A 25,499-nucleotide genomic window follows, 5' to 3' on the forward strand; every position below is an offset into this window, starting at 1 on the left:
CATCACATGGAGAACCGGCCGGCGCTCGAAGACATCTACGCCGAGACGCTGGCGGTGTTCACCGACAGCGACGAGCCGACGGCCCCCCGGACGACACCGGAGGTGGCCGCGGAACTCGACTGTGGCCGCCGCGCGACCCACAAACGCCTGCAGCAACTCGTCGACACGGGGGAGCTCCGCACGAAGAAGGTCGGCGCGGGCGCTCGCGTCTGGTGGCGGCCGGTCGAGGTCGACCCGCCGGACCAGCGCCGTCTCAGGGAGCTACTGACCAACGCCGAACGCCTGGGCGACGTCGGGGCCTGGGAGTACGATATCGACGAGGACGAGGTGTTCTGGACCGACGGCGCCCGCCGGATACACGGCGTCGACAGCGACTACGAACCGGAACTCGAAGCGGCGCTGTCGTTCTACCACCCCGAGGACCGACCGACGATGCGTCGGCTGTTCGAGGCCTGCGTCGAGACGGGGGCACCGTACGACGTGGAGATTCGCCTGATTACGGCGGCCGACGAGGTGCGCTGGGTGCGCATCTCCGGGGAGGCCATCTCCGAGGCCGGCCACGCGTTGGTCCGTGGCTACCTGCAAGACATCACCGCCCAGAAGCAACACGAGCGACTCCTCGAGAGCCAGCGGGCGGACCTGGAGGTGTTGAACAGCCTCAACGCCGTCGTCCGGCGGCTCACCGACGCCGTCATCGACCAGTCGACGCGGAGCGAGATAGAGGCGGCGACGTGTGCGCAACTGGGCGGCGCGGAGCCCTATCGATTCGCGTGGATAGCCACGATAGACCCGGTCACGCTCTCTCTCGTCCCGTCCGTGGAACACGGCTGTGAGGGCTATCTGGAGGACGCCGAACTCACGTCGAACCCCACCGAGCCCGGCGGGAAAGGACCGGCCGGCCGGGCGGTCAGGACACAGGAGATGCAGCTCGTGCGCGACGTCTACGAGGACCCGTACTTCGAGGACTGGCTGGACCTGGCCGACCGCTACGGCTACCGCTCGATGGCCGCCATCCCCATCGTCTTCGAGGAGACGCTGTACGGCGCCCTGGGCATCTACTCGGAACGAGTCGGCGCCTTCGGGCGGGCCGAGCGCGAGGTGCTCGAAGGCATCGGCGAGATAGTCGGCCACGCCATCGCCGCCGTCGAGCGCAAACAGGCGCTGCTCTCCGACGAGGTCGTCGAACTCGCCTTCCGAATCGACGACACCGACGGCCGCGTCGGCATCCCGGCCTCGTTCGAGGCATCCTTCGACTTCGACACCACGCTGTCGCTCGGCGACGGGGCCTTCCTCGTGTACTGTACGGCGACGGAGGTCGACCGGGCGGGGATAGAGTCACTCGCCGAACTGAGGCAACTCCAGTACATCGAAGAGGTAACCGTTCTCGGGCGGACGAACGACGGGTGCGAACTCGCGGTCGAGATGGTCGACCCGCCGATTCTCTCGACCGTCGCGAGCCTCGGCGGCTACGTCTCGAACGTGACTATCACCGACGCTAGCACCACGATGACCGTCCACCTCGCGGCCGACCGGGACGTCTCGGGGGCCATCGACCGCATCACGAGCGTCGAACCGGACGTAGAGATGCTCCGGCGCCGACAGATGACTCGCCCCGCCAAGTCGCTCGGCCAGCTCCTCCAGCGGCTCCCCGACTCGCTGACCGACCGCCAGCGGGCGGTGCTGGAGGCGGCGTACTTCATGGGCTACTTCGACTGGCCCCGCGAGAGCGCCGGTCCGGAGGTGGCAGACAGTCTCGGCGTCAGCTCCTCTACGTTCCACCAGCACCTCCGCAAGGCCGAGGCGAAGCTGCTGGACGCAGTCTTCCAGTAACTGCCGTGTCACATATTTCCGGCAGGACACGTATCCATCAATTGGAACGTGTTGTCAGTAATGAAGACTGCCCAGTGTTCGCGGCACGACCGCTTCCAGCTGTCCACTGCGCTGGCCGACCAGCGGTCGCGGCAGCTTCTCAGTTGTCTCCAGGACGGCCCTGCGACCGTCCGGGACTTGGCCGTCGCCCTCGCGGCGTCGGACCTCGACTGTGCACGCTCGGCCGTGACGGCTACGGACCGGCGGCAGTACCACCAGCAGCTCGACCACCGCTACCTCCCGCGTCTGAACGACGTGGGATTAGTCACCCGGTCCCCCGACGGGTTCGTCGAGTACGTGCCGACGGTTCTGGACGGTTTCGAGGTCGAGTTCCCGTCCCTGGCGGAGCCGACCGACCCGTCGTGGCCGGCCGCCGCGGCAGTGCTCGGGCGTGCGTACCGCCACTCGCTGGTCTCGCTTGTCGCCGAGGTGGGCTCGGCGTCGCTGTCCCAGCTCACCGACCAGCTGGCTGGTGCCGACGGAACGCCCGGCCAGCGGCCGCGCGAACTCGCCATAACTCTCCACCACGTCGACCTCCCGAAACTGGCCGCTGTCGGCCTGCTGAACTACGACTACGAGTCGCGAACCGCGACGCGTACCGCCGACACCGAGACGGTGCTGTAGGCGCGAGACGAAACTCTCAGGGCGGCCCGGACGTACCCTGTGGTAATGGAGTGTGACAAGTGCGGGTCCGACGCGGTGTTGCACGCGGCCTATTCGGGACTCTATCTCTGTGAGGACCACCTCTGTCGGGCCGTCGAGAAACGCCTGCGCCGGCGGGTGCGCGAAGACGGCCTCGTCCCCGACGAGGCGACGCCCGACGAGCCCGAGACGTGGGTCATCGGACTCTCCGGTGGCAAGGACAGCGTCGTCCTCACACACATCCTGTACGACATCTTCGAGCGGGACCCCCGAATCGAACTCGTCGCGCTCTCGATTCACGAGGGCATCGAGGGGTACCGCGACAAGAGCCTCGACGCCTGTGAAGAACTGACCGCCGAGTTGGGCATCCGCCACGAGGTGGTCTCCTACGAGTCCGAGTTCGGGGTGCAGATGGACGACGTGGTCGAGGACGACCCCGAGGGGATGGCCGCCTGTGCCTACTGTGGCGTCTTCCGCCGGGACATCCTCTCCCGGTACGCCGAACAGCTCGGCGCGGACAAACTCCTGACCGGCCACAATCTCGACGACGAGGCCGAGACGGCGCTGATGAACTTCCTCGAGGGCGACGTCGACCAGATTGCCAAGCACTTCGACGCTTCGCTGGGCCCGTTCGAGGGCGGCGACGCTGACAAGACCCGCGAGACACAGGACCACCACGTCCCCAGGGCCAAACCCCTGCGCGACGTGCCCGAGAAGGAGATAGCCCTCTACGCTCGCTTCCGTGACCTCCCGGCCCACATCACGGAGTGTCCCCACGCCTCGGAGGCCTACCGCGGTGAGATTCAGGAACTCATGCTCGGCCTTGAGGAGAACCATCCCGGGACCCGCCACTCCATCATGGCCGGCTACGAGAAACTCGCCGCGCTGGCCGCCGACGCCTTCGGCGGCGAGGACGGCGACACTGACTTCGGTGAATGCGACAACTGCGGCGCCCCGACCGCCCGCGACATCTGTCGGAAGTGCAACCTGCTCGACGCGCTCGACGCAGTTTGAGTCGTTGTTTCTGTTTTAGCTGTAGACCATACAGCGAGCGGGAACGTCCGGGTCGCTCCCGAGTGTCGCAAGCGAGGTCGGCTGCGCCGCCGTCGTTACACGTGGCGGCGTCGACGCCACGTGGCCGTCCCCCTCTGGCCGGTTGTCACTCGCTGGCGTAGCAGTCACGCACGTCTCGGTACGCAGAAAAATGAGGGGGTCCTGTCCCTCGGGTAACGGAGAACGAGGTCGAACGTTACTCGTTCGTCCTGATGACGTCGAGTCCGTTGTTCTTCTCGCGGGTGTCGCGGCCGCCGTCGGTCTCGCCGTAGCCGGCGCTGTTGCCGCCGGCGCCGCCGGCGCTCTCGAAGTTCTCGGAGGCGTCGAAGGAGGTGTCGTCGCCGACCTCCTGAATCGCCTCGCGGGACTTGTTGGCCTGCTTCTGGGTCGACGGGCCAAGCACCTGTGCGGACTGGACGCCGGTCATGATGGCCATGACGCGGACCTTGCCCTTGTACTCCTCCTGGATACGGGCGCCCCAGATGACGTTCGCCGAGGCCTCCAGTCGCTCGGTGATGTTCTGAGCGATGCCCTCGGCCTCCTTCAGCGTGAGGTCCGGGCCGCCGGTGATGTGGACGAGTCCGCCGCTCGCGCCGCGGTAGTCCACGTCCAGCAGGGGGTGGTTCATCGCGTCCTTGACCACTTCCTGGGTCTTGTTCTTGTCCTGGGTCTCGCCGACCAGCATCACCGCGACGCCGCCCTGGTTCATGATGCTCGTCATGTCGGCGTAGTCGAGGTTGATGAGGCTGGGCTGGGTGATAGTCTCCGAGATGCCCTTGACCGTCTCGGCGATGATCTGGTCCATCACCGAGAAGGCCTTGCCGATGGGCAGGTTCGGGACGTAGTCCAGCAGGCGGTTGTTGTCCAGCACGATGATGGAGTCGGCCTCGTTGCGGAGCTTCTCCAGGCCTTCTTCGGCTTTCACCGTGCGGGCGCGCTCGACGTTGAACGGCGTCGACACCATGCCGACGACGATGGCGCCCTGCTCTTTGGCTATCTTCGAGACGACCGGCGCGGCGCCGGTCCCGGTCCCGCCACCCATCCCGGCGGTGACGAAGACGAGGTCCGCATCGCCCAGCACTTCCTTGATAGTCCCCTGTGCCATCTCGGTCGCGCGCTCGCCCATCGAGGGGTCGCCGCCCGCGCCCAGACCGTTGGTGAGGGACTTGCCGACCAGAATCTTCGTGTCGGCCTCTATCATCTTGAGGTGCTGTTTGTCCGTGTTGATGGCCACGGTGTCGGCGCCCTCGACGCCGATGTTGTAGAGCCGATTGACGGTGTTGTTGCCGGCGCCGCCGCAGCCGACGATGACGATGCGGGGGTCACCGAACCCGTCGACGTCGTCGTCGGACAGCTTCTGCTGTTCCTGCTCGTCGCGTTCGAGGGCTTCGTTGACGATATCCTGCATCGTCACACCCTCGCCCAGGTCCGCTTCTTCTCGGAGGCACGTTCCGAGCCCTCCTGCTCGGACAGCATCTCCCGGACGGCCGACCGGATAGCCTCACTCCGGTTGGGGTACTCCCCCGTCTCGACCATCTGTTCGACCTCTTCTATCTGCTGCTTCGGAATCCGTAGTGTCACACGCTCCATGGTTTTTTCCCTTTGGGTAAGACGATCCAAACCGGCCGTGTTTACGGCCCGCCTGTCTGTTATACACAGCGAAATCGACCGACGGCGGCTGGTACGCCACCGCGACCCCGACTGTGTAAGACGACCGTCTTACGCAAGATGTACCACAGACTATGGGATAATAAAACTTCCGCCGAGTGTATGACAAAGGCGCGTTTACGCCGGTAAGACGCTCCTACTCCCTGTTTGCGCCACTTCTGGATTGTTCGAGGACGTCGGCTGCGGGGGTCCGTCGCCCGCAACCGGGGCAGAAACCCCAGTCCGACCGGAGTTCGTCACCGCAGTCACAGAACACGCGTCGGGAGGCTTTCTCCCCGCAGTTCGGGCAGTAAACGTGGGAGGAAGCCAGGTTTTCGCCACATTGGGCACACGCGGACTGACTCCCGGCGTCCGTGTTTTCACGGCCCTCGGGCGCTGTCTTACGCCCCTCGTGGTCGTGTGATACACCCGTCGCCTCACCCGCCGACGCCGTGTCTGACGCACGTGTGTCGTCGGCCTGTTCCTCGGTTACAGACCCGCTGTCGGCGTCGAGCGTGATGTTTACATTTACGTCCCGGGGCTGGCGGGTCGGCGTCTGGGGCCCCAGCCGGTCGGCGATGAGCGCGTCGACCCGGTCGGCGATGAGCGCGTCGATGCTCTCCGTGTCGGTGACCGGTTCGTCCGCGTCCGACGCCGTCTCCGTCTCGCCGTCGAGATACGCACGCAGCGCCTCGCGCATGACCTGGCTCTTCGAGGCGTCGAACTCCTCGAGGCGGTCGACGAGGTCGTCGTCGGCGCGGAACGTTATCTTGCTCATCCGACTCGTCATACAGGTTGTCTCCCGGGTATTTCAATCTTCCCGCTGTGTCTGACGGCCGTCAGCCGCTATCGCAGCGATTGAAACGAGGACACACCGACCCCACGACTACGGTGCAGTCGGGTGTCCATCGAATTTCACTGGCTGCTTACTCAGCGGGGGTCGTAGCTGGTGGTCCAGGAGAGTTCACAGAACGGGCACACGATGCGGTAGTTGTCCGACCCGAGCAATTTCGATTCGACTGTGACCGAGAACTCGCCCGCGTCGCGGGCACACTCCACGTGGAACCCCTCCCCACAGTGGTCACAGGTCACCGACTGAAGTTCGTTGGTGAGCGGGTCACCACAGTAGTCACAGTCTCCGAGCACACCACTCCCTACGATTACCTGTGATTTACATATTGTGTGCGATTCCACATATGTCAGGTGGCCCCGCACCCTCCACGAATAACAATCCTTAAGTCCAGACCGCGGGCTATTTTCGGGTGCAGACCGCCCTTAGCTCAGACTGGTAGAGCAGTCGACTGTAGATCGACTTGTCCCCCGTTCAAATCGGGGAGGGCGGACTTCCTAACCCTGCTTTCCAGATTCACAGGATAGCGCCCCGATTCGGCGCTATACTGCTCCGAAAGCGCCTCGGGGTTCACTTGGTCATCAAGTCCGGTCGTAGCCATCTGGTGGTTCATCGTGGCCGAAGAGGGGAACGCGCTTAGACCTTAGCGTAGTAGAAGAGTCGTGTCGTGGTTCCAAAATCGGGGTTCGTCTGAAACTCGGAATATGGGAATTCAGCGACGACGGCTCAGGTACGAGAGACCCCCGCAGGGTTTGATGGCTCACTCCCTCTCCGAGATGGGAGTCATTATCCAGTTCTCCATCTCGCTCCCCTTCGCTCCTCTCAGGCGATTCGAGAACTATCGAGCAGAAGACGATTGCTCGCTATTGAATCGCTTTCTCGCCGCGCTCAGTGAATCTCAGGAATTCCCATCCTCGACGAAGGCTCTCCACGATTCGAGCGCATCCGCTTTCTGACTCTCCGGGTCATCCAGAACGCCGACTTCCTTGAGCATCCTAAATATCGTCTTGTCGCGTTTGCGAATCTCATCGAGGAGGGCGGCTTCCTTCTTGTGGCTCCCGTGTTCGGTGAAGATAGTCTCGGTCAGGCCGGAGACGTTCTCGACGTAGTCGCTGGCCTTGCTGACGATGTGGAGTTCGATGGCGATTCGCCGGGCCATCACTCTATCCAGATAATCGACGTCTCCCGAACGCGCTCGAATCCAGTCCTGAATTGAAGCGGAGACATCCCGGACATACTCCTTTTGCTCTCGCGGGAGTGACTGGAAGTAGTGATGGGGGTCGGCGTTCAGGGCGTGAGTCTGAGCGTTCTGGTTCCCGTTGGGCGCTCCAGTCGAAGCCCCTCCATGGTACTTACAACGCCCTTCACCGAGATGGTCCGTTCCCTTCCCGGCGGTGGCGTTGCAGTATCCAGCGAAGATTGTCTCCTCACTCTCGTCGTCGCGTTCGACTTTCTTCCCGTTGCATTGCTCGTCTGGCTCGATTCTCGGAACCTCGTCAGGCTCGTTGCCGAGGTACTGCTCTTCTTGCTCGATGGTCATGGTCTATGGAGTTGATGTAAGACGTGAGGGGTGAGGGAGGGCGTTAGAGCGTTGAGCATCCCTTCCCTACCTTTCGGGAGGGGGATGGCTACGGGGAATCTACGAATCAAATCGTCCCGACTATTCTCCATCAGAAACATGGGGGATTCCTCTACCACCAGATATGGGTATCTCCGACTGGCTTCCCTGAGGGGCGTGGGGACTCATCCAGTAGCTCGAACGCCTCTTCGGTACTGACTCCGAGTTCTTCGGCGACTTCCTCGGTCGAGACCGCGGGATTGGTGACGGACTTCTCCATCTTCACGACTGTATCTGCGTCCTCAGGCGTCACTTCCTGAGATTCACTCATCGTTGCCCCCGTGGTCCCAGCCACCGACGGGAACTTCCTCGGGATTGGCGTCTTTGCTGTTCGTCCGACGACCTCCCTGAATCTCGAGTTCCTCCTCCACGGTCATACCCTCGCGAGCCGCCCGAGAGATTTCAGCCGCGCTCATGTCATCGTTGAGCCGTGGGTCTCTACCTGGTTCGACTCGTTCTCGCTCGACCGTCGAGGTGTGAGGGGAATCGCTTTCGGTGAAACCAGACACCGGGATTTCGACTTCTTCAGTCACGGTATTTGGCCCCGACCCTCGGCTGTCGTTCGTCCGAGATTTGTCAGAGTCGAAGAGTTCCGCGACGACCTCCTCGTTGAATCGCTCCTGTAGTACCTTCTTGACCTCCTCACGAGCGGCCTGCTTCATCGCACCACTGGGCATTGCTTTGCTCATATCCGGGATTATGGCAATCGACTTAAACAAGATTCCGCCGGAGATGGCCACAATCGGGCGTGAGAAGGCGTCTAACCTCGAATAGAGATTATTTCAATCCGAAGAAGCCTGCCCACTGAGACTGTACTTCTGCATCCTCGGAGATGGAGCCTGCCCATCATCGGACGATATTTCCTCGGAGTCGGCGTCCCCTCGATACAACCGCTGACCATGAACCTGAGTCGAATGAGTCCGGAGGGAGTCCTCTTCGAGGAAAACCTTCTCACAGGATGGACAGGGCCATATCTCGCAGGGCATATCCGAAATTTCGACTCCGGGGCGAGATAAACAGTCCATGCTCTGAGAGGAGCGAGAGACGCGCTCAAATGGATTTGTCGAAGAGATGGCCCTTTCCGTTGCCCAAGTCCTCAGATTCACTCTCTGCGGCGGAGATTAGCGAGAACTACCTCCGAGAGGAAACTCGGGATATGAGAGGGATGGCTCCGGGGAAGTAAGCTCGGTGTCGGATTTTTCGACACAGAATTGATATTTCCCTTGAATCGGTATAGGGATACATGGCGAGCAAAGAAGAGGTCACGACAGTTCCCATACAGAAAGACACGCATCGAGAAATCAAGGAAGTCAAGCCCGAGGGAGAAACTTGGTCCCGCTTCCTGAAACGAGCCGTCAATTCCCTCGATTCAGATAAGGCGTTCACGGATGGACAGGAAGAGCGGCTTAACGAACTAATCTCAGAATCAGTCCGGGACGAATTCGAGGAAGAGTGCGAGGAGCTGGTCGATGAGGCGTTAGACGACTTCCTCGCTAAGTAGGTCAGAACGATGAGAGAGATTGAATCCGGGGGCGAGGACCCCCGAACGTTGGGTAACGAAGGCGACGCCGAAGGGGAGGACCTTCGACATGACCGGAATCCGAGTGAGGTCGAATTCCATGAGAAAATCTGACTCGAACGAAGAAAATAGTTCCGCCGAGAGAAGCCCCGAGGACGTTCTTAGTGGATGTCTCATCCGCTATCTTGCGGAGGAGCCAGTTCGACGAGAGGTCAACGGGAAGGAAACGAGTTTTCCCGAAGACGTCATTGCAAAAACCGAAGCGAATCTCCGAGACTTCGAGTCGAACTGTGAAGCTCTGGCGCAGAACGACCTCGAATCGGTGCTGGATGGAGAAGTCGGGAGTCTCGACAAATTAGAGGACGAGGACGGAGAGGTTCAGGAGTTCAAAATCGATTCCGAAGCGATTTGGATGCTCTTCGGGGCGATGAAATACGCCGGAGAGTCCGACGAGGAGGCCGCTAAACTCGCATACAGCTACTACTATCATCACTGCGAAAACGATGAGGAAGCTCGGAAGTTCTCCACATCCCCGGAGAGATATCGTCAGGACCGACTCAGAGACGCCATCGAAGAGTTCGAGATGGGTGACTGGCTTCGATGGGTTCGTCGGAACAATTCCGACTTCGATTCGGACGACTGGAAAAACTGGACGAACGAACCATCCGATATCTGCCATGACCTTGCTCTGGCTATCATCGATATCGGATGTGGTCTATGGGAACCAGAGTACGCCTCTCAACTCTATGAGGTAGATATCCCTGAATCCTCTGAAGTAATCACTAGTCTCTATAATGGGACTTCTCCTTCACAACATAAGATTACCCCGGTGGGGGACTCCGAGAGGGAGAGCGATTCCGGGGTTCATCGCTACATCCCTCGAAAAGTAGTCGAAGAGGTTCTATTGGAAATCGATTCTCGGGGTGAGGAGACATACAAGAAGACCCTCAAGAATCTCCGAGATGCGGGGATGGTCAAGCTCGCGCAAATCAAGGTGGGCGAAGATTATCGAATTTACCCTGCTTCGCTCGATGACCCTCCGGAAGCCGAGAAAGTCTGGTTCGAGGGCGAGAGCTACGTCCCCGAAACTGAGCCTGAACCGACTGAGGAGGAGCCTGAGCCGAAGATAATGACTGATGGCGGTGTGAGCATGGACGCCCCCGAAGCGAAGCAAGACCTCGAACGAATCCGGAAAGCCCGCGAAGGTAGTGACGAAACGACTGACTCTCCGGAAACTTTCACCTGCCCCATCGAGGGATGCTCCCGAACGGTCATCGGCTCCCCTGATGCCCTCCGGAGTCATGTCCGGCAATCCGGCAAGGAGAGCCATCGCCATAGAAGTCTGAATGACGCGCTTAAAATCGAATTTGATGAGGAGGGATATCACGCGGAGTGGGGGCCACAACTCCCTGAGGATGGCGATGGGCGGCGAGAATCGATATATGAGCCAGATGACCTGTGGGGTCCCGGAGTTCCAGAGAGTGAGGTGATACAATCATGAGTACGACCAACGACCAAGATTCGGATGCACCATGGCGAGATGAGGAAACGCTCCGACGAATGTACTGGGAGGAAGGACTCTCAACGAAGGATATTGGAGATGAATTAGGATGCTCAGATGGGGCTGTCCTCCGCTGGATGGACAAGCACGATATCTCTCGTAGGAATCGACTTGAGGCGGCCCACGCCGCGGGCTGTCTTGAGGCCGCCCGAGAAGCGAGGAGAGTCGCGTGGGTTCCATACACTATCTCGAACGGCTATGAGATTTGGCGAGATTCTAAGACTGGGAATGATGTGAGCGTCCACCAACTCCTCGCAATCGCTAACGGGGTTGACCCTCACGAGGTTTTCAGGGAAGGAACCGTGGCCCATCATCGGAGTGGTCATCGGCGGGATAATCGACCGGAGAATATCGAGGTGATGGACCGGGGAGAACATACCACGGCTCACATGACCGACGAATGGACCGAAGAGGATGGCTTCCCTGTATTGCTTAATCCCCGAGACGAATCATAACCGATTATCTCCTGCTTCTCAGCGCCATCCTCTACGGCGCTTATACAAATTCGATGATTCCCGTTGCCAGCAAAGACGAATCGCCTCTGAGTGGCGAGGAGGAGCGAATAGGGATATCTGAATCAGATGAGCTTGGTTTGCTTTGTTTTCCCGAATTCCTCGGGTACAGGGAGCTTCCTAAGCACCTTCGATTGCATCCGGTAGTAGTCATTCGCGGCCTTCTGTGCATTCTCTTCAATCCACGCTCTTGCTTTCGGACTATTCAGATAATCGAGGAGGTCTTCGAGGTCCACTCCATCGTCGGGAATAATGTAATAGACACTATGTCGTGGGACAATATCGCCTTCGCGGTCGGCCCAAAATTCCGGTGGGTCACATACGTCTTTGCACAATATTTTCTCTACTCCATAGAGGTCGTCCATCGGTGGGTTCTCGTGCCAACTGTACCACACTTTCCCTTTCTTGACGCAACTTCGGGATTCCAGTTCATCTCGGTGAAGTTCAGCCCAGTCACCATAGACTCCGAGTTCATCCTCGGTGGTGAGATTACCATTTTCGTCATAGGGGCAAATGATGAGGTCATTACTATCTGGTCCATCATTGACCGTGAGTTGTTTTCCCGAGGTCGTTGGATAGGTCCAACCCTCCTCTACGAGTTGTTCTGGTACCTCCTCCTCGCTCTGAACGAAGATAGTATCCCGACCAGTAGCCAGCCCACAAGAGATACGCTTGGTCACGTCCCCGAGAGTGACCCCGCTATCATAGTCGTAGGCGTCTGTCTCTCCTGACCGGATATAGGATGCCCAACTTGCCCCATCCCGTGGCAATTCTACGGTATCCTCAGTACCATCGCGTCGGATAATTCGAGTTTCATCTGCATCTCGGTCATGTATCGTGGTTATAGTCGGATACGTCACATGACCGTCGAAGGTATCTTCACGCACATGTTCGATTCGCTCAACATGGTAAGATGCCATCAGGCGGCGTAATTCGCTGGTCGTATGCGTATACTCGAATTTTTCGGGCGTAATGAATACCAGTCGGCCCTGGTCAGCTAGTAGGTTGAGTGCCTGCTCGAAAAACAGGATGTAGAGGTCGAATCTCTGCTCAGCGGTTCTGAAATTATTTTTGTACCTCTCCTTCTCTTCCTCACTCAGTCCTTCGATGGGTACATATGGAGGATTACCAATCACGTAGTCAAATTGGCCAATGTCCTCTTCGGATATATTGAGGAAATCCTCTTCAAGAAAATCGACGGGCGTATCTCCATTTTGTTCACGGGCTTTGGCAAGAAGTTCAGGGTCGAGTTCGATAGCAGTACCTTCGGGAGTGGGAAGGTCACGTTTGAGGCAGTACCGTTTTACTGCCGAAACAAACGGGCCATCTCCGACACCCGGATAGAGAATTCGGTCATCTTCTTCGGGTGGATGCTCATCAAACAGTTCCTCAACCATCCGCTCGGTGATTTCTCGCGGGGTCGGGACGTGCCCTTTCATCTACTCAGGAATGAGCAACCGATGATATTTAAAACTATATACCACTCGAGTACGAGAGCCCGTCACTCAGATAATTCAGCTTGTTCTGTCGGCTCACTTCGGTTAACGTCCCAATCCTCCAGTTGTTCGATGAAATCATCCATCTCGTCAGGGAAGAATACTGCATCAATCTGCGAGTTTATCGCCTCTACTTCTCCTCGCAGTTCTTCCCGGCTATTGTCTACCTGATTTTGAGGGAACTTCGCCACTACGACAAACTTCGCATTAGGCCAGTTTGCTTTTGCCTTAGTCGCTTCGCTGTCGAAGTTCTTGTTCCTCTTTCTGAAATCATTCCTATGGAGTGCGCGGACCTCTCCGATGACCTTATAGGGCGATGATTTCGGGATTACCAAGTCAGGTTGCCCCGGAATACTCTCATCTTTCTTCACGGAGATACCTTGGTCTTCAAGATACTCTCTGACCGTGATTTCGTAGTCGCTCCGCTCATGTCTGCGCTGGTCATTCTCCCATAGCATATAGAATGAGTATAGAGCAGTCTCAAGATACATCTCAGCAGGTAGGAGGTCGTCAACTGCATCTGCTAATTCCTGCCCACGTTCACTCTTTCGGAGGTCCTTCCGGGACCAGCCTTTGATTCGGTCAACTCCATCAATTCCGTATACCCGCTCAAATTCCCTAGTTGGAAGGCCGGTGATTTTCTGAAAGAAGGGTACCATGACTAATGCATCCTCGTGCATTGCTTCCAGAAAGTCCTGCTCAGACGCCTCTCCCCAGAGTATTACCTCGGCATCTCCACGCTCTTCGATTTCAAACTGGTTTCGAAGTACCTCCTCGACCCGTTCAATATGGTCATCCAGCAAGTCATAGACTCCCGGTAGAATACCCTCAGAAGCCTTCGGAAATTCCATGCGACTGACTGCATACTGAAGGACTGTATCTCTACCGGACTCGGCTTCTCTCTTGGCTTCTCAGCGCCACTATGAGCGTGGGGAATCTATCTGTGATATTTCCTGTTGCTAACCTGAGGGGGATTGATGAGAGGCCGCTTCTCGCTCGTCTCTGAGCAAATCCATCCTCGGTAGAAGGTCAGAGTTCGATGCTCAATCAGAAAGGGAGGATTCAGGCGTTAGATTCCGTCGAGATAGCCGCGTCTCTGCTCGACTTTCACCTCCTCAGTTCTCCGGTCGTAGTGCTTATCGAGAACGTCCTGCCCCACATCCATTCGGTCAGAGACGACCTTCTCGGGAACGTCCTCGGTCAGGAAGTGAGTGATGGCCCCTCTCCGGATTGAGTGGGGGCTGACGCTCGAAGGGCACTTGCTACGATATCCGTACTTCGTCGCCTCGCAGTCCCGTTCTCGTCGGTCATGCGGGCAATGGTCTCCGTAGTAGCAGGGGCGAGTGACTGTATAGACTCGCTCGCGCATGGTCGATATCGTCAATCGGCCTTGCTCCGAAGCGAAGAGAGGTTCTCGGTCGTTCTCATCGGTGACCTCCGGGCGATTGTGGTCAATCCAGTCTTCGAGAACTTCGCAGAGGTACTGGCTCAGAGCGACCATCCGCTCCCCCTCAGATTTGTTCTTGAGGGGAGTCTCGGTATCTGGTCGATGGGTGAGACTGAGCCGTTGCTCCTCGGAATCGAAATCCTCGATATCCAGCGAATAGACCGCTCCGATTCGGAGTCCAGTATGCCAGAGAAGTTCGACCAGCGTATGGGAGCGAGAGGCATACTCAAATCGGCGGAGATATTCCAGCACGTTCTCGGCCTGTCCGGAGCGAAGCGTCTCCTCTCGGCGCTCCTCTTCCTTCGATGGCGTCGGGAGGAGAATCTTCTCGTGAAGCCCCTCCTCGACTGCATCGATGGATTCGCACCATTTGATGAAGACTCGGAGCGATTTCAGTTGCGTCCGGAGACTGACCTTGTTCAGGTCCCCATCCTCCTTACGCCAGAGCCGGAACTTGTGGAGAGTCCGACCATCGAGTTCGTTCAGATTGTCGAGTCCGTTATCCTCGGCCCAGCGAATGAGATGCCGGAGCCGATAATCGTCTGCCTGTACTGTTCGTTCTGAGACTTGTCCACGCCGGTCGGCCAAGAACATCTCCTTGGCTTCCGAGGGCGTGAGGGGTTCGAGTTCCTTCGTCATGATTGCCTCGAACCACCAGAAAGCGTGAGGATTGTCCCTTTATTTCAGAGACTTGTCCCCCGTTCAAATCGGGGAGGGCGGACTCGTTCTGACGCCGACTGTGAACGTAGTGAGCCAGCGGCGTCTGTCGAGTTTCCCGCGAAACGATTTGAACACGAGAGTCGCACGCCCGCGAGCGAAGCGAGCAGGAACGTCTCTCATCTGTTCAAATCGGGGAGGGCGAACACGTCCTGCGGCGTTCTCGACGGTCGTCGAGCGAGGGCCGCTCACGCCGACGCGGGTCGCGGGTAGGGCGGTCAGTCGGCCCCGGGAGACACCTGTGGCCGACAGCGAGTGTCTCGACATCGCGTCTGAGCCACGTCACGTGGGTCCTGCCGGCCGATACGCGAGCAACGGTCGGAGACAGCTGTAGCCGTGGCCCGTGTCTGTCGGACCGAGCGGGGCGGTGAGGCCGCGGTCTGTACACCGGAACGCCCAGTATGAACATCGTACCGGCAGTAACAGGATGCTACGCGAGACGAGTGTCCCGGCCACGCGGGTACCCGTGGTGTGTCGAACGCGGGTGACCGCCTCTCGAATATATCACACATGTCTGACGTATCACCGGGCGCCGACCGTCTACTGTGTGCAGAACGGTGGCTCGACTGTTCGAACGCTTTGCGGGGTCAGCCACCCGAGCGGCTTCGAGTCCCCACAGAGAAACCGCAGGACGGCGCCGCGTAAAATGACATGAACTATCAGCCCTCTTTTTGGTAGTATAGGTCGATTACTGGTTGTGGTCGTCGATGGGAGTCTTTGACAAAGCACGCAGCGTTTCCCACCTCGGGGAGCCAACGGGACGCCCGTACATATGTCTAGCATGTGAGGAGTCGTTCGACCTCCAGTACCACTCCTGTCCGGGCTGTGGCGGGTACGACGTCCGCCGCGCCAAGTGGGTCGAGTAGCCGTCGGCGTCCACACTGGCAGTCCGTTTCGCTATCGGGCCTTCGCCGATTTTTCTCCGTGGCCACGATGGACACAGCGGCCGCCACGCTGTCGACGTGGTGTGGCGGCCGACGTTCTGCCGGAAATATCGGTACACGAATAAGTCGGTTACCGTGTCTAGTGAGGTCTCGAAGAGATGATTGGTCAGATAGCTGTCCGCTTTCACCCCGGTGCAGTCTATCGGTATATATTTGAAACTTGACTGTAAACGCCGGGAGCTATATAAGATTTCTAATATAACTGCACGCAATTACTATAAGAAATTGTATATTTGGCTGACGGGCGTGTGACGCGGTGGCCGTGACCGGACCGTTCAAGTGCGATTGCAGTAACTACACGGACGTGGCAGTGTCGTTCGACCTGTTCGGGACCCTCGTCGCGGCCGACCGACCGGCCGAGCCCTGGAACGCCGTGGCCGAGAGCCTCGCCGAGCGCGGTGTCGGCGTCCCGAACGACTGGGAGTCCGCCTATCGGTCCGCCCACCGGGAGTACGACCGCGGCCGGGAGGCGCCGCTCCCGGAACACGTCCGACTCGCGCTGGCCAGCCGCGGCGTCGAGGTGACGGCGGCGACCGCTCGCGAAGCCGTCCTCGCGGCCTTCGACGGGCCGGTATCGCAGCGCGAGGGCGCTCGCGACGCGCTCGCTGCGGTGGCCGACCGCGGCCCGGTCGGTATCTGCTCGAACTGCAGCGTCCCGGGGCTCGTCGAGCGGACGCTCGACCGGACCGACCTCGCCGCCGACGCCGTCGTCACGAGTGTCGACTGTGGCTGGCGCAAGCCCCATCCCCAAATCTTCGAGAAGACCGCCGACGCGCTCGACTTGCCCCTGTCGGCGCTGGTTCACGTCGGCGACGACGCCCGCACCGACGGCGGTGCGGACCGGGCCGGCGCGCGGTCGGTGCTGCTCGCGGACGCGTCGCTCCCGACCGTCGCGACGCGGCTTCGGGAGGACCGGCTGTGATTCCGGTCGTCCCGGTTCTCGTCGCGGGCGCCCTCGAAACACTCGTCGGCGAACCGCCCACCCGGTACCACCCCGTCGCCTGGTTCGGCCGACTGGTCGCGCCGCTGGACCGCGAGTGGCGACGTCCGCTCCTCGTGGGCGCGCTCGGCGCGCTCGCGCTCCCCCTCTGGGCCGCAGTCGCGGTCGCGCTCGCCGTCGTCGCCGCGGGCTCGCTGTCGCCGCTGGCCGCCCCAGCCGTCGCCGGGCTGGTCCTGTTTCTCTCGACCAGTCTCCGCCGACTGCTCGCTGCGGCCGACTCCGTCGCCGCAAACGCCGGGAGCGATATCGACGCGGCCCGCGACGGACTGCTCGCGCTCGCCGGGCGCGACGCGAGCGCGCTCTCGTCGGGGCAGCTCCGCAGCGCGGCCGTCGAGAGCGCCGCCGAGAACCTGGCCGACGGACTACTCGCGCCGCTGTCGGCGTTCGTCCTCGCCGCCGCGGTCGCCGCCCTCGCCGGAGCGCCGCCGCTCCCGGTCGCGGCCGCGGGAGCGGCGTGGGTCAAGGGCGTCAACACGCTCGACTCGATGCTTGGCTACCCGGACAAGCGGGTCGGCACCCCCGCCGCCCGGCTCGACGACGCGGTGATGTGGCTCCCGGCCCGCCTGAGCGCGCTCGTCCTCGCGGTGGCGCTCGCCGACCCGCGCTCGCTCGCTCGGACGCGGGAGTGGCTCGACGGCGTCCCGTCGCCCAACTCCGGCTGGCCGATGGGTGTCGCCGCCGCCGGGCTGGACGTGCGCCTGGAGAAACCCGGCGTCTACGTCCTCAACCCCGGAGCCGCGCTGCCGGACGAGACAGCGGCGCGGCGCGGCGTCCGGGCCGTCGGCGTCGCGGGTGTCACGAGCTACGCCGTCGCCGGCCTCGCGCTGGTCGCTCTCGGGGAGGTGTCCGCGTGGTTCTGAGCGCGCTGCGGGGCGCTCTCGGCTTTCTCTCCCGGCTCCCCGTCGGGGGCGGCGAGGACGCCTGGACGGCGTTCACCGCGACGCCGGCGGCGTTCCCGCTCGCGGGCTACGTCGTCGGCGGGCTGGTGGCGCTGCCGTTTCTGGCCGCCGCCCTGCCGGGGCCGGTGGTCGCCGCGGCGGCGCTCGTCTCCCTCGTCGCGGTCACGGGCGTCAACCACGCCGACGGGTTGGCCGACCTGGGCGACGCCGCGGCGGTCCACGGCGCGCCGGCCGAGCGCCGCGAGGTGATGCGCGACACCACCGTGGGCGTCGGCGCGGTGCTGGCACTCGGGACCGTCCTCGTCGCGCTCGCGCTTGGACTACTGGCGGCGACGACGCTGCCGGCTCTCGTCGCCGTCGCCGCCGTCGTCGCGAGCGAGGTCGGCGCGAAAACCGCGATGGCGGCGCTGGCCTGTCTGGGCGACCCGAGCCACGAGGGCTTCGGCGCGACGATGCTCGACGGGAACGGCCCGGTCGACCTCGTGGTCGCACTCGCCGCCGCCCTCCCGATAGCGCTCGTCGCCGTCCCGGTCACGGCCGTCGCGCTGCTGGCTGCTCTCGCCGTCGCGCTGCTGGTTCGGCGGTGGGCGACCCGGACGGTCGGCGGCGTCGGCGGCGACGTTTTCGGCGCGACAAACGAACTCGCCCGCGTCGTCGCGCTGCACGCCGCGGTCGCCGCCTGGCATCTGGGAGGGCCGGCGTGGACGCTCTGGTGATGTGTGGTGGCCGCGGCACCCGTCTCGACACCGCAGTCGAGAAGCCCCTGTTTCGCGTCGGCGGCGTCCCGATGGTCGACCGCGTGCTGGGCGCGCTCGACGACAGTCGCGTCGAGACGGCCTACGCGGTCACGTCGCCCGCGGCCCCCGAGACGCGGGCTCACCTCGACGCCCCCTGTATCGAAACGCCCGGCGAGGGGTACGTCGCGGACCTCGAGGCGGCGCTGGCCGACGAGCGACTGTCGCTGCCGGTGCTCACCGTCGCCGCCGACCTCCCGCTGCTCGACGGCGCGATACTCGACCGCGTCTTCGACGCTCACGACGGCGGCTCGCTGTCGGTGTTGGTCCCCGCCGCCCGCAAGCGCGAACTGGGTGTCAGCGACGACACCACGTTCGAGCGCGACGGCCGCGAGGTCGCCCCCACCGGCCTGAACGTCGTCGGGGAGTCCGGCGACGACGCGTGGCTGACCGACGACGTCCGGGTCGCGGTCAACGTGAACACGCTCGCCGACGCCCGGGTGGCCGAGGAGCTGTCGTAAGCGCAGTCGCGTTCAGGACTGGTGGCCCTTCGTGTTCGTTTGCCAGCGAGACACGTCGCGAAAGTTTCTCCCCACTGCTCACCGTCGTCGTTCCCATGAACCCCGACACCGTCGCGGCGCTGCGCGCTGCCGGCGAGCACAGCGCCCACATCGGGGCCGACGGACGCGTCCCCCACGGGAGCAGCGACGACCCCGACGTGCTGGACTTCAGCGCGAACACGAACCCGCTGGTGCCGCCGGGAACGCGGGAGGCGTTCGAGGGTTCCTTCGACGCCGCACGCACCTACCCCGACGACGGCTACCCCGACTTTCGGGCGGCCGCGGCCGAGTTCGTCGGCTGTGAGCCGGGCCAGGTCGTCCCGACCGCCGGCGGGCTCGAAGCCATCCGGCTGGCCATCGGGACGACGGTTCGGACGGGTGAGTCGGTCCTGCTTCCCGCGCCGAGTTTCGGCGAGTACGCCAGGGAGGTTCGCCTCCAGGGGGCCGAACCGACGTTCGTCGACCACGACGCTGTTCTCGACGCCGACCCTGCCGGTCACGCCCTCGCTGTGGTCTGCAATCCGAACAATCCCACCGGGGAGTGCTACGACGCCGACGCGCTGCGGGCGTTCGCCGACCGCTGTCGCGAGGTCGGCACGACGCTGCTCGTCGACGAGGCCTTTCTGGGTTTTACCGACCAGCCCTCGCTTGCGGGCCGCGAGGGGGTCGTGGTCGCGCGCTCGCTCACGAAGCTGTTCGGCCTGCCGGGGGTCCGGATGGGCTTTGCCGTCGGGACCGGGGCGACACTCGACCGACTGCTGACTGCCCGGCGCGCCTGGTCGATGAGCGCGGCCGCGGCCGCCGTGGGCACGCACTGCTACGGGGCCGACGAGTTCGTCGCCGAGACCCGAGCCCGCGTCGACAGCGAGCGCGAACGGATGCGTGAACGACTCGCGACACGCTTCGACGTGTTCCCGTCCGAGGCCCCGTTTCTCTGCTTCGACACCGGCGACGCCGGGGTCGACGACCTGCTGGCGACCGCCCGCGAGTCGGGTCTCGCGCTGCGGGACGCCCGCACCTTCCGCGGGCTCGACAGCCACGTCCGCGTGGCCGTCCGCCTGCCCGCCGAGAACGACCGGCTGCTGGAGGCGCTGGATGTTTGAGACGACCCGCCGGGACGGCGTCGCTCAGGTTCGCCGCGAGGGGGCGCGCTGGCTCTCGACGGCGTGGGACGGCGGCTACTGCGAGTCCGAGACGGCCTACAACGTCACCGTCCCGACCGGCTTCTCGCGGACGGATCTGGACGCCTACCGCGAGCGACGACTCGCCGACGCCGGCTTCCCGGTCGGGCCGACGCTGCTGACCGGCGTCGCAATGAGCCACGCCCGCGTCGCCACGAGCGGGCCGGTGTCGGTGCTGGCGACGGCGGGGCTCTCGAACCCCGCCGTGCTCCCGGTCGACGGCGACGAGGAGCGCGGTGACCGGCGCGACAGCGACGACAGCCGCCCGTGGCGAGCCGGGACGGTCAACCTCGTGGTCGGCGTCGACCGGGCCCTCTCCGACGGCGCGCTCGCGACGCTGCTCGGGACCGTCGTCGAAGCGAAGGCGGCGACCCTGCTCGCTGTCGCCGACGCCCCGGGAACCACCTCCGACGCCGTCCTCGTCGGCACCGACCCGACCGCCGACCCGGCCGCGTTCGCGGGCAGCGCGACCGAGGTGGGGGCGGCCACGCGGGTCTGTGTGCGCGACGCCGTGCTGGCGAGTCTCGACGCCCGCTACGACGACGGGCCACCGGCTCCGGCCGCCGCCGAATACGGCGTCGTCACCGACCGCCAGACGGATGTTCGCCAGCCCTGAAGCAGGAGTATGAGCGACAACACGGCCGGGCCGACGGCCGAGCCAATCGAGCCCAGCGCCCCCGAGGCGTTCGGCCTCGTACAGGTCTGGTGGGGCGACGGCAAGGGGAAGACGACGGCGGCGCTGGGGATGGCGACCCGCGCGGTCGGCCACGGCTACCGGGTCCACCTGCTCCAGTTCATGAAAGGCGGGACAGGCACGGTCGAGGACGTCCGCGGCGAGTACAACGCCATCGCGGCTCTGCCGGGCTTCTCCTACGAGAACGCCGGCCACTACGGCTGGCACGGGTTCATGGACGGGAGTAGCGACGACGAACACGCGGCCCGCGCGAAGGGGGCGCTAGAACGAGCCCACGAGATTCTCGACGCGAGCGCCGCGGCGGACCTCTCGGCGCCGCTTCCCGCCGACGGACCGCCCGAGGACGGCGTCAACATGCTGGTCATCGACGAGATACTGTACGCCGCGAACCGGGACCTCATCGACCCCGAGGACGTGGTCGACCTGATAGCGGCGAAACCCGACGACCTCGAACTCGTCCTCACCGGCGGTCACGAACCCCCCGAGTACGTCTTCGACCACGCCGACCTCGTGACGGAGGTCGGCAAGGTCAAACACCCGCTCGACGCGGGCCATCCGGCGCGGAAGGGGACCGAGTACTGACCGACTCACACCGAGAACCCCCACACCGCCGACAGCGCGGCGTCGAGGTTCGATTCGACGGCCATAATCTGGGCCGCGTTCGCCCGGCCGAGCGTCTGGGAGACCGTCTGAACCGACACGTCGCGTTCGTCGGCTATGGCCTGCATGCTCCCTTCGCGCCGGTAGGCCCGTACCAGTTCGGCCTGATGGGCCGTCCACGCACGTTTCATCGTCAACAGCAGCCGTATCTGGTCCGCGAGCAAGGTCAGAATCCACGGCTCGACGTCGGGGTCCGAGACCGCCACCGCGCGCTCGTCGGTGGCGACCTCCCCTAAGAGCCTGTCGGCCTCGTGGAACGCGGGGCCGTCCATCCGGGAGACCGACTGGGTCGCCAGCCCGACGTCTATCTCCCCGTGGACGACCGCGAATCGGACCGCGACCGGGTGGACCGCCTCGGCAATTTCTCTGAGCGCCGGGTACATCCGCTCGGGACTGGTGAGGACGCCGCCGACCGCCTCGACCCCTCGTAGTACGGAAAAGGGTGCGACGGTCTGCTCGCGAAGCGCCTCGTTCGCTCGCTCGATGCCAGTCTCGAGCGACGCTCGCAACGCCGCTCTGTCGTCGACCGACCGGGGGTTCACCACCTCACCGACGACGACGCACCAGCGTCCGTCCATGCTCTAAAGTAAACTCAAAACGATTTATAGCTGCTGGCTAAATCCGTATAGATTTAGCATATCGCTCGAACGCAGCCGGTCGATGGCCCGCTCGCGTCGCCGTCGTCTGTCGACCCTCACGCCTCGTCGAGCAGCGCCTCGACTATCGCTCGCGCTTCCTCGACGTGGTCGTCGGCGACCTCGTCGCCCGTCGCCTCGACGTTCCCGAGCAGGTGGTCGACTTTCTCGAGGCGCTCGCGTTGCACCTCGGGCGCCATGCTCCCGTCGGCGACGTCACCGGCGATGGCCTCGGCCTCGCCGAGCCACCGGCTCGCGGTGCGTTCGACCGGGCGCTCGCCGGTCGCGGCCAGGTGGTCGTAGAGGTCCTGCAGGCGGTCGTCGTCCATATCCTGGCCAGACGGCGCGACGGCAAAAAGCCGCCGTCGAACCACTCATGTCAACGGCGCTCTCACACCCGGGTAGATGGCAGCGACGATACTGGTCGCCGGGACCGCGTCTCACGTCGGCAAGAGCACGGTAGCGGCCGGGCTCTGTCGGCTGCTGGCCGACCGCGGTGTCTCCGTCGCCCCGTTCAAGGCCCAGAACATGAGCAACAACGCGCGGGCGACGCCGGGCGGTGAAATCGGTGTCTCGCAGTACGTCCAGGCCCGCGGCGCTCGCGTCCCGCCCTCGACGGACCACAACCCCGTCTTGCTGAAGCCCCGGGGCGGCGGCGAGTCACAGTTGGTCCTCGACGGCGAGGCCGTCGGGAACTACGCCGCCGGGAGCTACTACGACGACCACTGGGACGACGCGCTGGCCGCGGCCGAAGCAGCCTATGACCGCCTCGCCGCCGACCACGAGGCCGTCGTCGCCGAGGGCGCGGGCTCCATCGCCGAGATAAACCTCCACCACCGGGACCTCGCGAACGTCGAGACGGCCCGCTTTGCCGACGCCGATATCCTGCTCGTGGCCGACATCGAACGCGGCGGCGTCTTCGCGTCGCTCGTCGGAACCCTCGAACTCGTCCCGGACGATATCCGCGAGCGAGTCGTCGGCGCCGTCGTCACGAAGTTCCGCGGAGACCGGTCGCTGCTTTCCCCGGGGCTGGACGCCTTCGAGGAGCGCACGGGCGTCCCGGTGCTGGGCGTTCTCCCGTACGACGACCCCGGCCTCCCCGAGGAGGACAGCGTCGCGCTGCCGCCGGTCGGCGAGCGGGCCGTCCGGGGAGCGGACGACGGCGTGCCCGACGAGCGCAGCGTCACTGTGGCGGTCCCGCGGCTCCCGCGCATCTCGAACTTCACCGACCTCCAGCCCCTGGCGAGCGAACACGGCGTCCGGGTCGCCTACGTCCCACCGACGGCCTCACTCGCCGACGCCGACGCCGTGGTGCTCCCGGGAAGCAAGAACACCGTCGACGACCTGCTGGCCCTTCGGGAGGCGGGCTTTGGCGACCGACTTCGCGCGTTCGACGGCCCCGTCGTCGGGCTCTGTGGCGGCTACCAGATGCTCGGCGAGGCGATTACGAACGCGTCTCTCGAAGGCACGGGAGAGCGAAACCGCATCGCGGGCTTTGGCTTGCTTCCCGTCCGGACGCGGTTCTCGACCGAGAAGACGGTCGAACACGTCGAGCGACGCATCGACGGCGTCGGGCCGCTGGAGGGCGCCGCTGGTACCGTTTCTGGATACGAGATACACACGGGCGAGTCCGAACCGAGCGCGAACGTGCGTGCGCCGTTCGAGGGTGACGGAGCGGCGACCGCCGACGTGCTCGGCACCTATCTCCACGACCTCTTTACCAATCGGGCGGCGGTAGATGCCTTCGTGGAAAACACGTTCGCGGCGGCCGGCGTCGAACGGCCAGCGACAGCGGGCGAGGGTCGACTGGACCCCTACGACCGGACCGCGACGCTGGTGCGCGACCACGTCGACCCCGGGCCGTTGCCGGTCGCGTGGTAGCTTATTTTCGCCGTCTCTACCCGGAAGTTTATATGCTGTCGGCCGACCACTACCGGTAATGGTCGAAGTGTTCGCTGTCGCCAGCGGGAAGGGTGGGACGGGGAAGACCACCAGCACGGTCGCCCTGGGGATGGCGCTGTCCGAGCGCTACGACGTGACCGTCGTCGACGCCGACACCGGGATGGCGAATCTCCTCTTTCACGCCGGGCTATCGGACGCGGAGACGACGCTGCACGACGTGCTCGCGGAGTCGGCGGCCGTCGAGGCGGCGACCTACGAGCGGTTCGGGATGACGGTCGTCCCGTGTGGCACGAGCCTCGATGGCTTCCGGGACGCGGACCCGACGCGCCTGCGCGAGGTGGTCGCTCGCCTCGCGGCCGACACCGACATCATCCTGCTGGACTCGCCGCCGGCGCTCGACAGTCGGGCCGCGGTGCTCCCGGTCGTGATGGCCGACCGGGCCGTCGTGGTGCTCCAGCCGACCATCCCCGCTATCTCGGACGGGCTGAAAGTCCAGGAGTACGCCACTTCCTACGACACCGATATCGCGGGCATCCTCTTCAACAAGGTCCGGGAAGACGGCATCGAGCGGGTCGCCGAGAAGACCGAGCGCTACTTCGAGGGGCCGACACTCGGAGCGGTTCCGGAGAGTGAACCCGCACGCGAGGCTCGCCGGGCGGGCCGGCCGCTGCTGGCCCACGCGCCCGACTGCGAGGCCGCGGCGGCCTACCGCCGGGCGGCGGACTCGCTGTCGGTCCGGGACGGGACCTCCGGGGACGTGGCCGATAGGTTCCGCAGCGCGGTCATCCCGGAGCCGCCATGAGGCTGCCCCAGGGTCGACTGCGGAAGTCCCGCGTCGTCACGGACCCGCGCGAGCCGCTCGCGGAGGTGCTCGACCGGTCGGTGACCGGCTACGCGGTGTTCGAGCCACAGGACTCGCTGTTGCTCGACGCCGACGGCCGCGGCGTCGTCACGTTCGCCGACGGTGTGCCGGTGGTCGCTTACCACACCGGCACCGACAGGGGCGGCCCGCCGGCGCTCGCGGACCTCGCCGTTCCCGGCCCCTATCACGTCTCGGTATTCGAACTCGACGCGGCCGACCTCGGCCCCGTCCACGAGGTCGACGCCCTCCGGGTGCCGCCGGGGATGCCCGCCGAACGGCTGGCCGGCGACCCCGCGCTGGCCGACAGCACCCGCCGTGCTGCGCCCACGGACCGGACGACCGCCGCGGGGGCCGACGGCGCGGGCGACCACAGCGCCGTCGAGGCGTTCCTCGAAGACGAGGAGAAGATAGCGGCCATCCGGGAACAGGCTCGCGAAGAAGCGAAGCAGCGCGCAGCCGAGTGGGGACTGAACGACACGTAGTTAACGCTGTGCTCT

28 protein-coding genes and 1 tRNA gene are annotated in these 25,499 nt (G+C 63.7%); 17 read left to right on the forward strand and 12 right to left on the reverse strand.

Annotated elements, in window-relative coordinates:
• Window positions 1-6 precede the first annotated feature (6 nt).
• The 3 genes from NDI86_RS02210 to ncsA are packed head-to-tail and all read left to right on the forward strand — an operon-like array spanning window position 7 to window position 3,525.
• A complete protein-coding gene (locus tag NDI86_RS02210) occupies window positions 7-1,830 on the forward strand; it encodes a bacterio-opsin activator domain-containing protein (RefSeq protein ID WP_310898759.1) in 1,824 nt (607 codons plus the stop codon).
• A gap of 60 nt (window positions 1,831-1,890) precedes the next feature.
• A complete protein-coding gene (locus NDI86_RS02215; protein ID WP_310898760.1) occupies window positions 1,891-2,493 on the forward strand; it encodes a DUF7344 domain-containing protein in 603 nt (200 codons plus the stop codon).
• A 45-nt stretch (window positions 2,494-2,538) separates the two neighbouring features.
• Window positions 2,539-3,525: a tRNA 2-thiolation protein NcsA gene (gene ncsA / locus NDI86_RS02220; RefSeq protein WP_310898761.1), complete on the forward strand. Its 987-nt coding sequence runs from the start codon at window positions 2,539-2,541 to the stop codon at window positions 3,523-3,525.
• Window positions 3,526-3,760: 235 nt separating this feature from the next.
• Here ncsA and ftsZ read toward each other — a convergent pair whose 3' ends face one another.
• From ftsZ to NDI86_RS02240, 4 genes are all read right to left on the reverse strand, one after another.
• Window positions 3,761-4,972 carry a cell division protein FtsZ gene (gene ftsZ / locus NDI86_RS02225; RefSeq protein ID WP_310898762.1) on the reverse strand — a complete coding sequence of 404 codons (1,212 nt, stop codon included), beginning with the start codon at window positions 4,970-4,972 and terminating at the stop codon, window positions 3,761-3,763.
• A gap of 2 nt (window positions 4,973-4,974) precedes the next feature.
• A complete protein-coding gene (locus tag NDI86_RS02230; protein WP_310898763.1) occupies window positions 4,975-5,154 on the reverse strand; it encodes a ribbon-helix-helix domain-containing protein in 180 nt (59 codons plus the stop codon).
• 214 nt (window positions 5,155-5,368) lie between these two features.
• Window positions 5,369-5,989, reverse strand: coding sequence for a double zinc ribbon domain-containing protein (locus tag NDI86_RS02235; protein ID WP_310899639.1), 621 nt, complete (start codon window positions 5,987-5,989; stop codon window positions 5,369-5,371).
• Between the two features lie 152 nt (window positions 5,990-6,141).
• Complete coding sequence (locus tag NDI86_RS02240) at window positions 6,142-6,357, reverse strand: hypothetical protein (protein WP_310898764.1); 216 nt, start codon at window positions 6,355-6,357, stop codon at window positions 6,142-6,144.
• A gap of 123 nt (window positions 6,358-6,480) precedes the next feature.
• Here NDI86_RS02240 and NDI86_RS02245 point away from each other — a divergent pair.
• Window positions 6,481-6,554 (forward strand) — tRNA-Tyr (locus NDI86_RS02245).
• Between the two features lie 405 nt (window positions 6,555-6,959).
• Here NDI86_RS02245 and NDI86_RS02250 read toward each other — a convergent pair.
• The 3 genes from NDI86_RS02250 to NDI86_RS02260 all read right to left on the reverse strand — a co-directional run bounded on the left by NDI86_RS02250 (window position 6,960) and on the right by NDI86_RS02260 (window position 8,368).
• On the reverse strand, window positions 6,960-7,601 hold the full coding sequence (locus NDI86_RS02250) for a hypothetical protein (protein WP_310898765.1): 642 nt from the start codon (window positions 7,599-7,601) through the stop codon (window positions 6,960-6,962).
• A 151-nt stretch (window positions 7,602-7,752) separates the two neighbouring features.
• On the reverse strand, window positions 7,753-7,950 hold the full coding sequence (locus NDI86_RS02255; protein ID WP_310898766.1) for a hypothetical protein: 198 nt from the start codon (window positions 7,948-7,950) through the stop codon (window positions 7,753-7,755).
• Window positions 7,943-8,368: a hypothetical protein gene (locus tag NDI86_RS02260; RefSeq protein WP_310898767.1), complete on the reverse strand. Its 426-nt coding sequence runs from the start codon at window positions 8,366-8,368 to the stop codon at window positions 7,943-7,945. Before NDI86_RS02260 ends, NDI86_RS02255 begins: the two co-directional genes overlap by 8 nt.
• A 554-nt stretch (window positions 8,369-8,922) precedes the next feature.
• Here NDI86_RS02260 and NDI86_RS02265 point away from each other — a divergent pair.
• The 3 genes from NDI86_RS02265 to NDI86_RS02275 all read left to right on the forward strand — a co-directional run bounded on the left by NDI86_RS02265 (window position 8,923) and on the right by NDI86_RS02275 (window position 11,214).
• Window positions 8,923-9,180, forward strand: coding sequence for a hypothetical protein (locus NDI86_RS02265; protein ID WP_310898768.1), 258 nt, complete (start codon window positions 8,923-8,925; stop codon window positions 9,178-9,180).
• Window positions 9,181-9,268: 88 nt separating this feature from the next.
• Complete coding sequence (locus tag NDI86_RS02270) at window positions 9,269-10,699, forward strand: hypothetical protein (RefSeq protein ID WP_310898769.1); 1,431 nt, start codon at window positions 9,269-9,271, stop codon at window positions 10,697-10,699.
• The gene (locus NDI86_RS02275; protein WP_310898770.1) at window positions 10,696-11,214 is read left to right on the forward strand and encodes an HNH endonuclease family protein; all 519 of its coding nucleotides are present in this window, start codon (window positions 10,696-10,698) and stop codon (window positions 11,212-11,214) included. Before NDI86_RS02270 ends, NDI86_RS02275 begins: the two co-directional genes overlap by 4 nt.
• Before the next feature lie 122 nt (window positions 11,215-11,336).
• On the opposite strand, the gene NDI86_RS02280 is transcribed toward NDI86_RS02275, so the two are convergent.
• From NDI86_RS02280 to NDI86_RS02290, 3 genes are all read right to left on the reverse strand, one after another.
• Complete coding sequence (locus NDI86_RS02280; RefSeq protein WP_310898771.1) at window positions 11,337-12,710, reverse strand: Eco57I restriction-modification methylase domain-containing protein; 1,374 nt, start codon at window positions 12,708-12,710, stop codon at window positions 11,337-11,339.
• A 62-nt stretch (window positions 12,711-12,772) separates the two neighbouring features.
• Window positions 12,773-13,618 carry a hypothetical protein gene (locus tag NDI86_RS02285; RefSeq protein ID WP_310898772.1) on the reverse strand — a complete coding sequence of 282 codons (846 nt, stop codon included), beginning with the start codon at window positions 13,616-13,618 and terminating at the stop codon, window positions 12,773-12,775.
• 218 nt (window positions 13,619-13,836) lie between these two features.
• Window positions 13,837-14,853 carry a tyrosine-type recombinase/integrase gene (locus NDI86_RS02290; RefSeq protein WP_310898773.1) on the reverse strand — a complete coding sequence of 339 codons (1,017 nt, stop codon included), beginning with the start codon at window positions 14,851-14,853 and terminating at the stop codon, window positions 13,837-13,839.
• Window positions 14,854-16,179: 1,326 nt separating this feature from the next.
• Here NDI86_RS02290 and NDI86_RS02295 point away from each other — a divergent pair.
• From NDI86_RS02295 to NDI86_RS02325, 7 genes are all read left to right on the forward strand, one after another.
• Window positions 16,180-16,797, forward strand: coding sequence for an HAD family hydrolase (locus tag NDI86_RS02295; protein WP_310899640.1), 618 nt, complete (start codon window positions 16,180-16,182; stop codon window positions 16,795-16,797).
• Window positions 16,794-17,735 carry a CobD/CbiB family cobalamin biosynthesis protein gene (locus tag NDI86_RS02300; protein ID WP_310898774.1) on the forward strand — a complete coding sequence of 314 codons (942 nt, stop codon included), beginning with the start codon at window positions 16,794-16,796 and terminating at the stop codon, window positions 17,733-17,735. The genes NDI86_RS02295 and NDI86_RS02300 overlap by 4 nt, the downstream gene beginning before the upstream one ends.
• Window positions 17,726-18,490, forward strand: coding sequence for an adenosylcobinamide-GDP ribazoletransferase (cobS, locus tag NDI86_RS02305; RefSeq protein WP_310898775.1), 765 nt, complete (start codon window positions 17,726-17,728; stop codon window positions 18,488-18,490). The genes NDI86_RS02300 and cobS overlap by 10 nt, the downstream gene beginning before the upstream one ends.
• Window positions 18,490-19,029 (forward strand): NTP transferase domain-containing protein, encoded by a 540-nt coding sequence (locus NDI86_RS02310; protein ID WP_310898776.1) that lies wholly within the window; start codon window positions 18,490-18,492, stop codon window positions 19,027-19,029. The genes cobS and NDI86_RS02310 overlap by 1 nt, the downstream gene beginning before the upstream one ends.
• Window positions 19,030-19,124: 95 nt before the next feature.
• Window positions 19,125-20,171: a threonine-phosphate decarboxylase CobD gene (cobD, locus tag NDI86_RS02315; protein WP_310898777.1), complete on the forward strand. Its 1,047-nt coding sequence runs from the start codon at window positions 19,125-19,127 to the stop codon at window positions 20,169-20,171.
• The gene (locus NDI86_RS02320; RefSeq protein ID WP_310898778.1) at window positions 20,164-20,865 is read left to right on the forward strand and encodes an adenosylcobinamide amidohydrolase; all 702 of its coding nucleotides are present in this window, start codon (window positions 20,164-20,166) and stop codon (window positions 20,863-20,865) included. The genes cobD and NDI86_RS02320 overlap by 8 nt, the downstream gene beginning before the upstream one ends.
• 9 nt (window positions 20,866-20,874) lie before the next feature.
• Window positions 20,875-21,525 (forward strand): cob(I)yrinic acid a,c-diamide adenosyltransferase, encoded by a 651-nt coding sequence (locus NDI86_RS02325; protein WP_310898779.1) that lies wholly within the window; start codon window positions 20,875-20,877, stop codon window positions 21,523-21,525.
• A gap of 5 nt (window positions 21,526-21,530) precedes the next feature.
• On the opposite strand, the gene NDI86_RS02330 is transcribed toward NDI86_RS02325, so the two are convergent.
• Complete coding sequence (locus NDI86_RS02330) at window positions 21,531-22,181, reverse strand: SatD family protein (RefSeq protein ID WP_310898780.1); 651 nt, start codon at window positions 22,179-22,181, stop codon at window positions 21,531-21,533.
• A gap of 116 nt (window positions 22,182-22,297) precedes the next feature.
• Window positions 22,298-22,567: a DUF8152 family protein gene (locus tag NDI86_RS02335; RefSeq protein WP_310898781.1), complete on the reverse strand. Its 270-nt coding sequence runs from the start codon at window positions 22,565-22,567 to the stop codon at window positions 22,298-22,300.
• A gap of 76 nt (window positions 22,568-22,643) precedes the next feature.
• Here NDI86_RS02335 and NDI86_RS02340 point away from each other — a divergent pair, with 76 nt between their 5' ends.
• Genes NDI86_RS02340 through NDI86_RS02350 form a run of 3 tightly spaced genes read left to right on the forward strand, consistent with a single transcriptional unit; the run spans window position 22,644 to window position 25,484 of the window.
• A complete protein-coding gene (locus NDI86_RS02340; RefSeq protein ID WP_310898782.1) occupies window positions 22,644-24,119 on the forward strand; it encodes a cobyric acid synthase in 1,476 nt (491 codons plus the stop codon).
• A 58-nt stretch (window positions 24,120-24,177) separates the two neighbouring features.
• Window positions 24,178-24,942, forward strand: a complete 765-nt coding sequence (locus NDI86_RS02345) for a nucleotide-binding protein (protein WP_310898783.1) — start codon at window positions 24,178-24,180, stop codon at window positions 24,940-24,942.
• Window positions 24,939-25,484, forward strand: a complete 546-nt coding sequence (locus NDI86_RS02350) for a DUF8054 family protein (RefSeq protein ID WP_310898784.1) — start codon at window positions 24,939-24,941, stop codon at window positions 25,482-25,484. The genes NDI86_RS02345 and NDI86_RS02350 overlap by 4 nt, the downstream gene beginning before the upstream one ends.
• Window positions 25,485-25,499 lie beyond the last annotated feature (15 nt).

The organism is Haloarcula onubensis (genome assembly GCF_031624605.1).
In the GTDB taxonomy this organism is placed as follows: domain Archaea; phylum Halobacteriota; class Halobacteria; order Halobacteriales; family Haloarculaceae; genus Haloarcula; species Haloarcula onubensis.

What these genes read in the sequence shown, in the direction of transcription:
- NDI86_RS02335 (WP_310898781.1), bottom strand. Translation starts at nt 22,567, where the DNA reads ATGGACGACGACCGCCTGCAGGACCTCTACGACCACCTGGCCGCGACC.
- NDI86_RS02310 (WP_310898776.1), top strand. Translation starts at nt 18,490, where the DNA reads ATGTGTGGTGGCCGCGGCACCCGTCTCGACACCGCAGTCGAGAAGCCC.
- NDI86_RS02340 (WP_310898782.1), top strand. Translation starts at nt 22,644, where the DNA reads ATGGCAGCGACGATACTGGTCGCCGGGACCGCGTCTCACGTCGGCAAG.
- NDI86_RS02210 (WP_310898759.1), top strand. Translation starts at nt 7, where the DNA reads ATGGAGAACCGGCCGGCGCTCGAAGACATCTACGCCGAGACGCTGGCG.
- ftsZ (WP_310898762.1), bottom strand. Translation starts at nt 4,972, where the DNA reads ATGCAGGATATCGTCAACGAAGCCCTCGAACGCGACGAGCAGGAACAG.
- NDI86_RS02290 (WP_310898773.1), bottom strand. Translation starts at nt 14,853, where the DNA reads ATGACGAAGGAACTCGAACCCCTCACGCCCTCGGAAGCCAAGGAGATG.
- NDI86_RS02235 (WP_310899639.1), bottom strand. Translation starts at nt 5,989, where the DNA reads ATGAGCAAGATAACGTTCCGCGCCGACGACGACCTCGTCGACCGCCTC.
- cobD (WP_310898777.1), top strand. Translation starts at nt 19,125, where the DNA reads ATGAACCCCGACACCGTCGCGGCGCTGCGCGCTGCCGGCGAGCACAGC.
- NDI86_RS02345 (WP_310898783.1), top strand. Translation starts at nt 24,178, where the DNA reads ATGGTCGAAGTGTTCGCTGTCGCCAGCGGGAAGGGTGGGACGGGGAAG.
- ncsA (WP_310898761.1), top strand. Translation starts at nt 2,539, where the DNA reads ATGGAGTGTGACAAGTGCGGGTCCGACGCGGTGTTGCACGCGGCCTAT.
- NDI86_RS02350 (WP_310898784.1), top strand. Translation starts at nt 24,939, where the DNA reads ATGAGGCTGCCCCAGGGTCGACTGCGGAAGTCCCGCGTCGTCACGGAC.
- NDI86_RS02285 (WP_310898772.1), bottom strand. Translation starts at nt 13,618, where the DNA reads ATGGAATTTCCGAAGGCTTCTGAGGGTATTCTACCGGGAGTCTATGAC.
- NDI86_RS02330 (WP_310898780.1), bottom strand. Translation starts at nt 22,181, where the DNA reads ATGGACGGACGCTGGTGCGTCGTCGTCGGTGAGGTGGTGAACCCCCGG.
- NDI86_RS02320 (WP_310898778.1), top strand. Translation starts at nt 20,164, where the DNA reads ATGTTTGAGACGACCCGCCGGGACGGCGTCGCTCAGGTTCGCCGCGAG.
- NDI86_RS02265 (WP_310898768.1), top strand. Translation starts at nt 8,923, where the DNA reads ATGGCGAGCAAAGAAGAGGTCACGACAGTTCCCATACAGAAAGACACG.
- NDI86_RS02280 (WP_310898771.1), bottom strand. Translation starts at nt 12,710, where the DNA reads ATGAAAGGGCACGTCCCGACCCCGCGAGAAATCACCGAGCGGATGGTT.
- NDI86_RS02275 (WP_310898770.1), top strand. Translation starts at nt 10,696, where the DNA reads ATGAGTACGACCAACGACCAAGATTCGGATGCACCATGGCGAGATGAG.
- NDI86_RS02325 (WP_310898779.1), top strand. Translation starts at nt 20,875, where the DNA reads ATGAGCGACAACACGGCCGGGCCGACGGCCGAGCCAATCGAGCCCAGC.
- NDI86_RS02260 (WP_310898767.1), bottom strand. Translation starts at nt 8,368, where the DNA reads ATGAGCAAAGCAATGCCCAGTGGTGCGATGAAGCAGGCCGCTCGTGAG.
- NDI86_RS02270 (WP_310898769.1), top strand. Translation starts at nt 9,269, where the DNA reads ATGACCGGAATCCGAGTGAGGTCGAATTCCATGAGAAAATCTGACTCG.
- NDI86_RS02250 (WP_310898765.1), bottom strand. Translation starts at nt 7,601, where the DNA reads ATGACCATCGAGCAAGAAGAGCAGTACCTCGGCAACGAGCCTGACGAG.
- NDI86_RS02230 (WP_310898763.1), bottom strand. Translation starts at nt 5,154, where the DNA reads ATGGAGCGTGTGACACTACGGATTCCGAAGCAGCAGATAGAAGAGGTC.
- NDI86_RS02215 (WP_310898760.1), top strand. Translation starts at nt 1,891, where the DNA reads ATGAAGACTGCCCAGTGTTCGCGGCACGACCGCTTCCAGCTGTCCACT.
- NDI86_RS02255 (WP_310898766.1), bottom strand. Translation starts at nt 7,950, where the DNA reads ATGAGTGAATCTCAGGAAGTGACGCCTGAGGACGCAGATACAGTCGTG.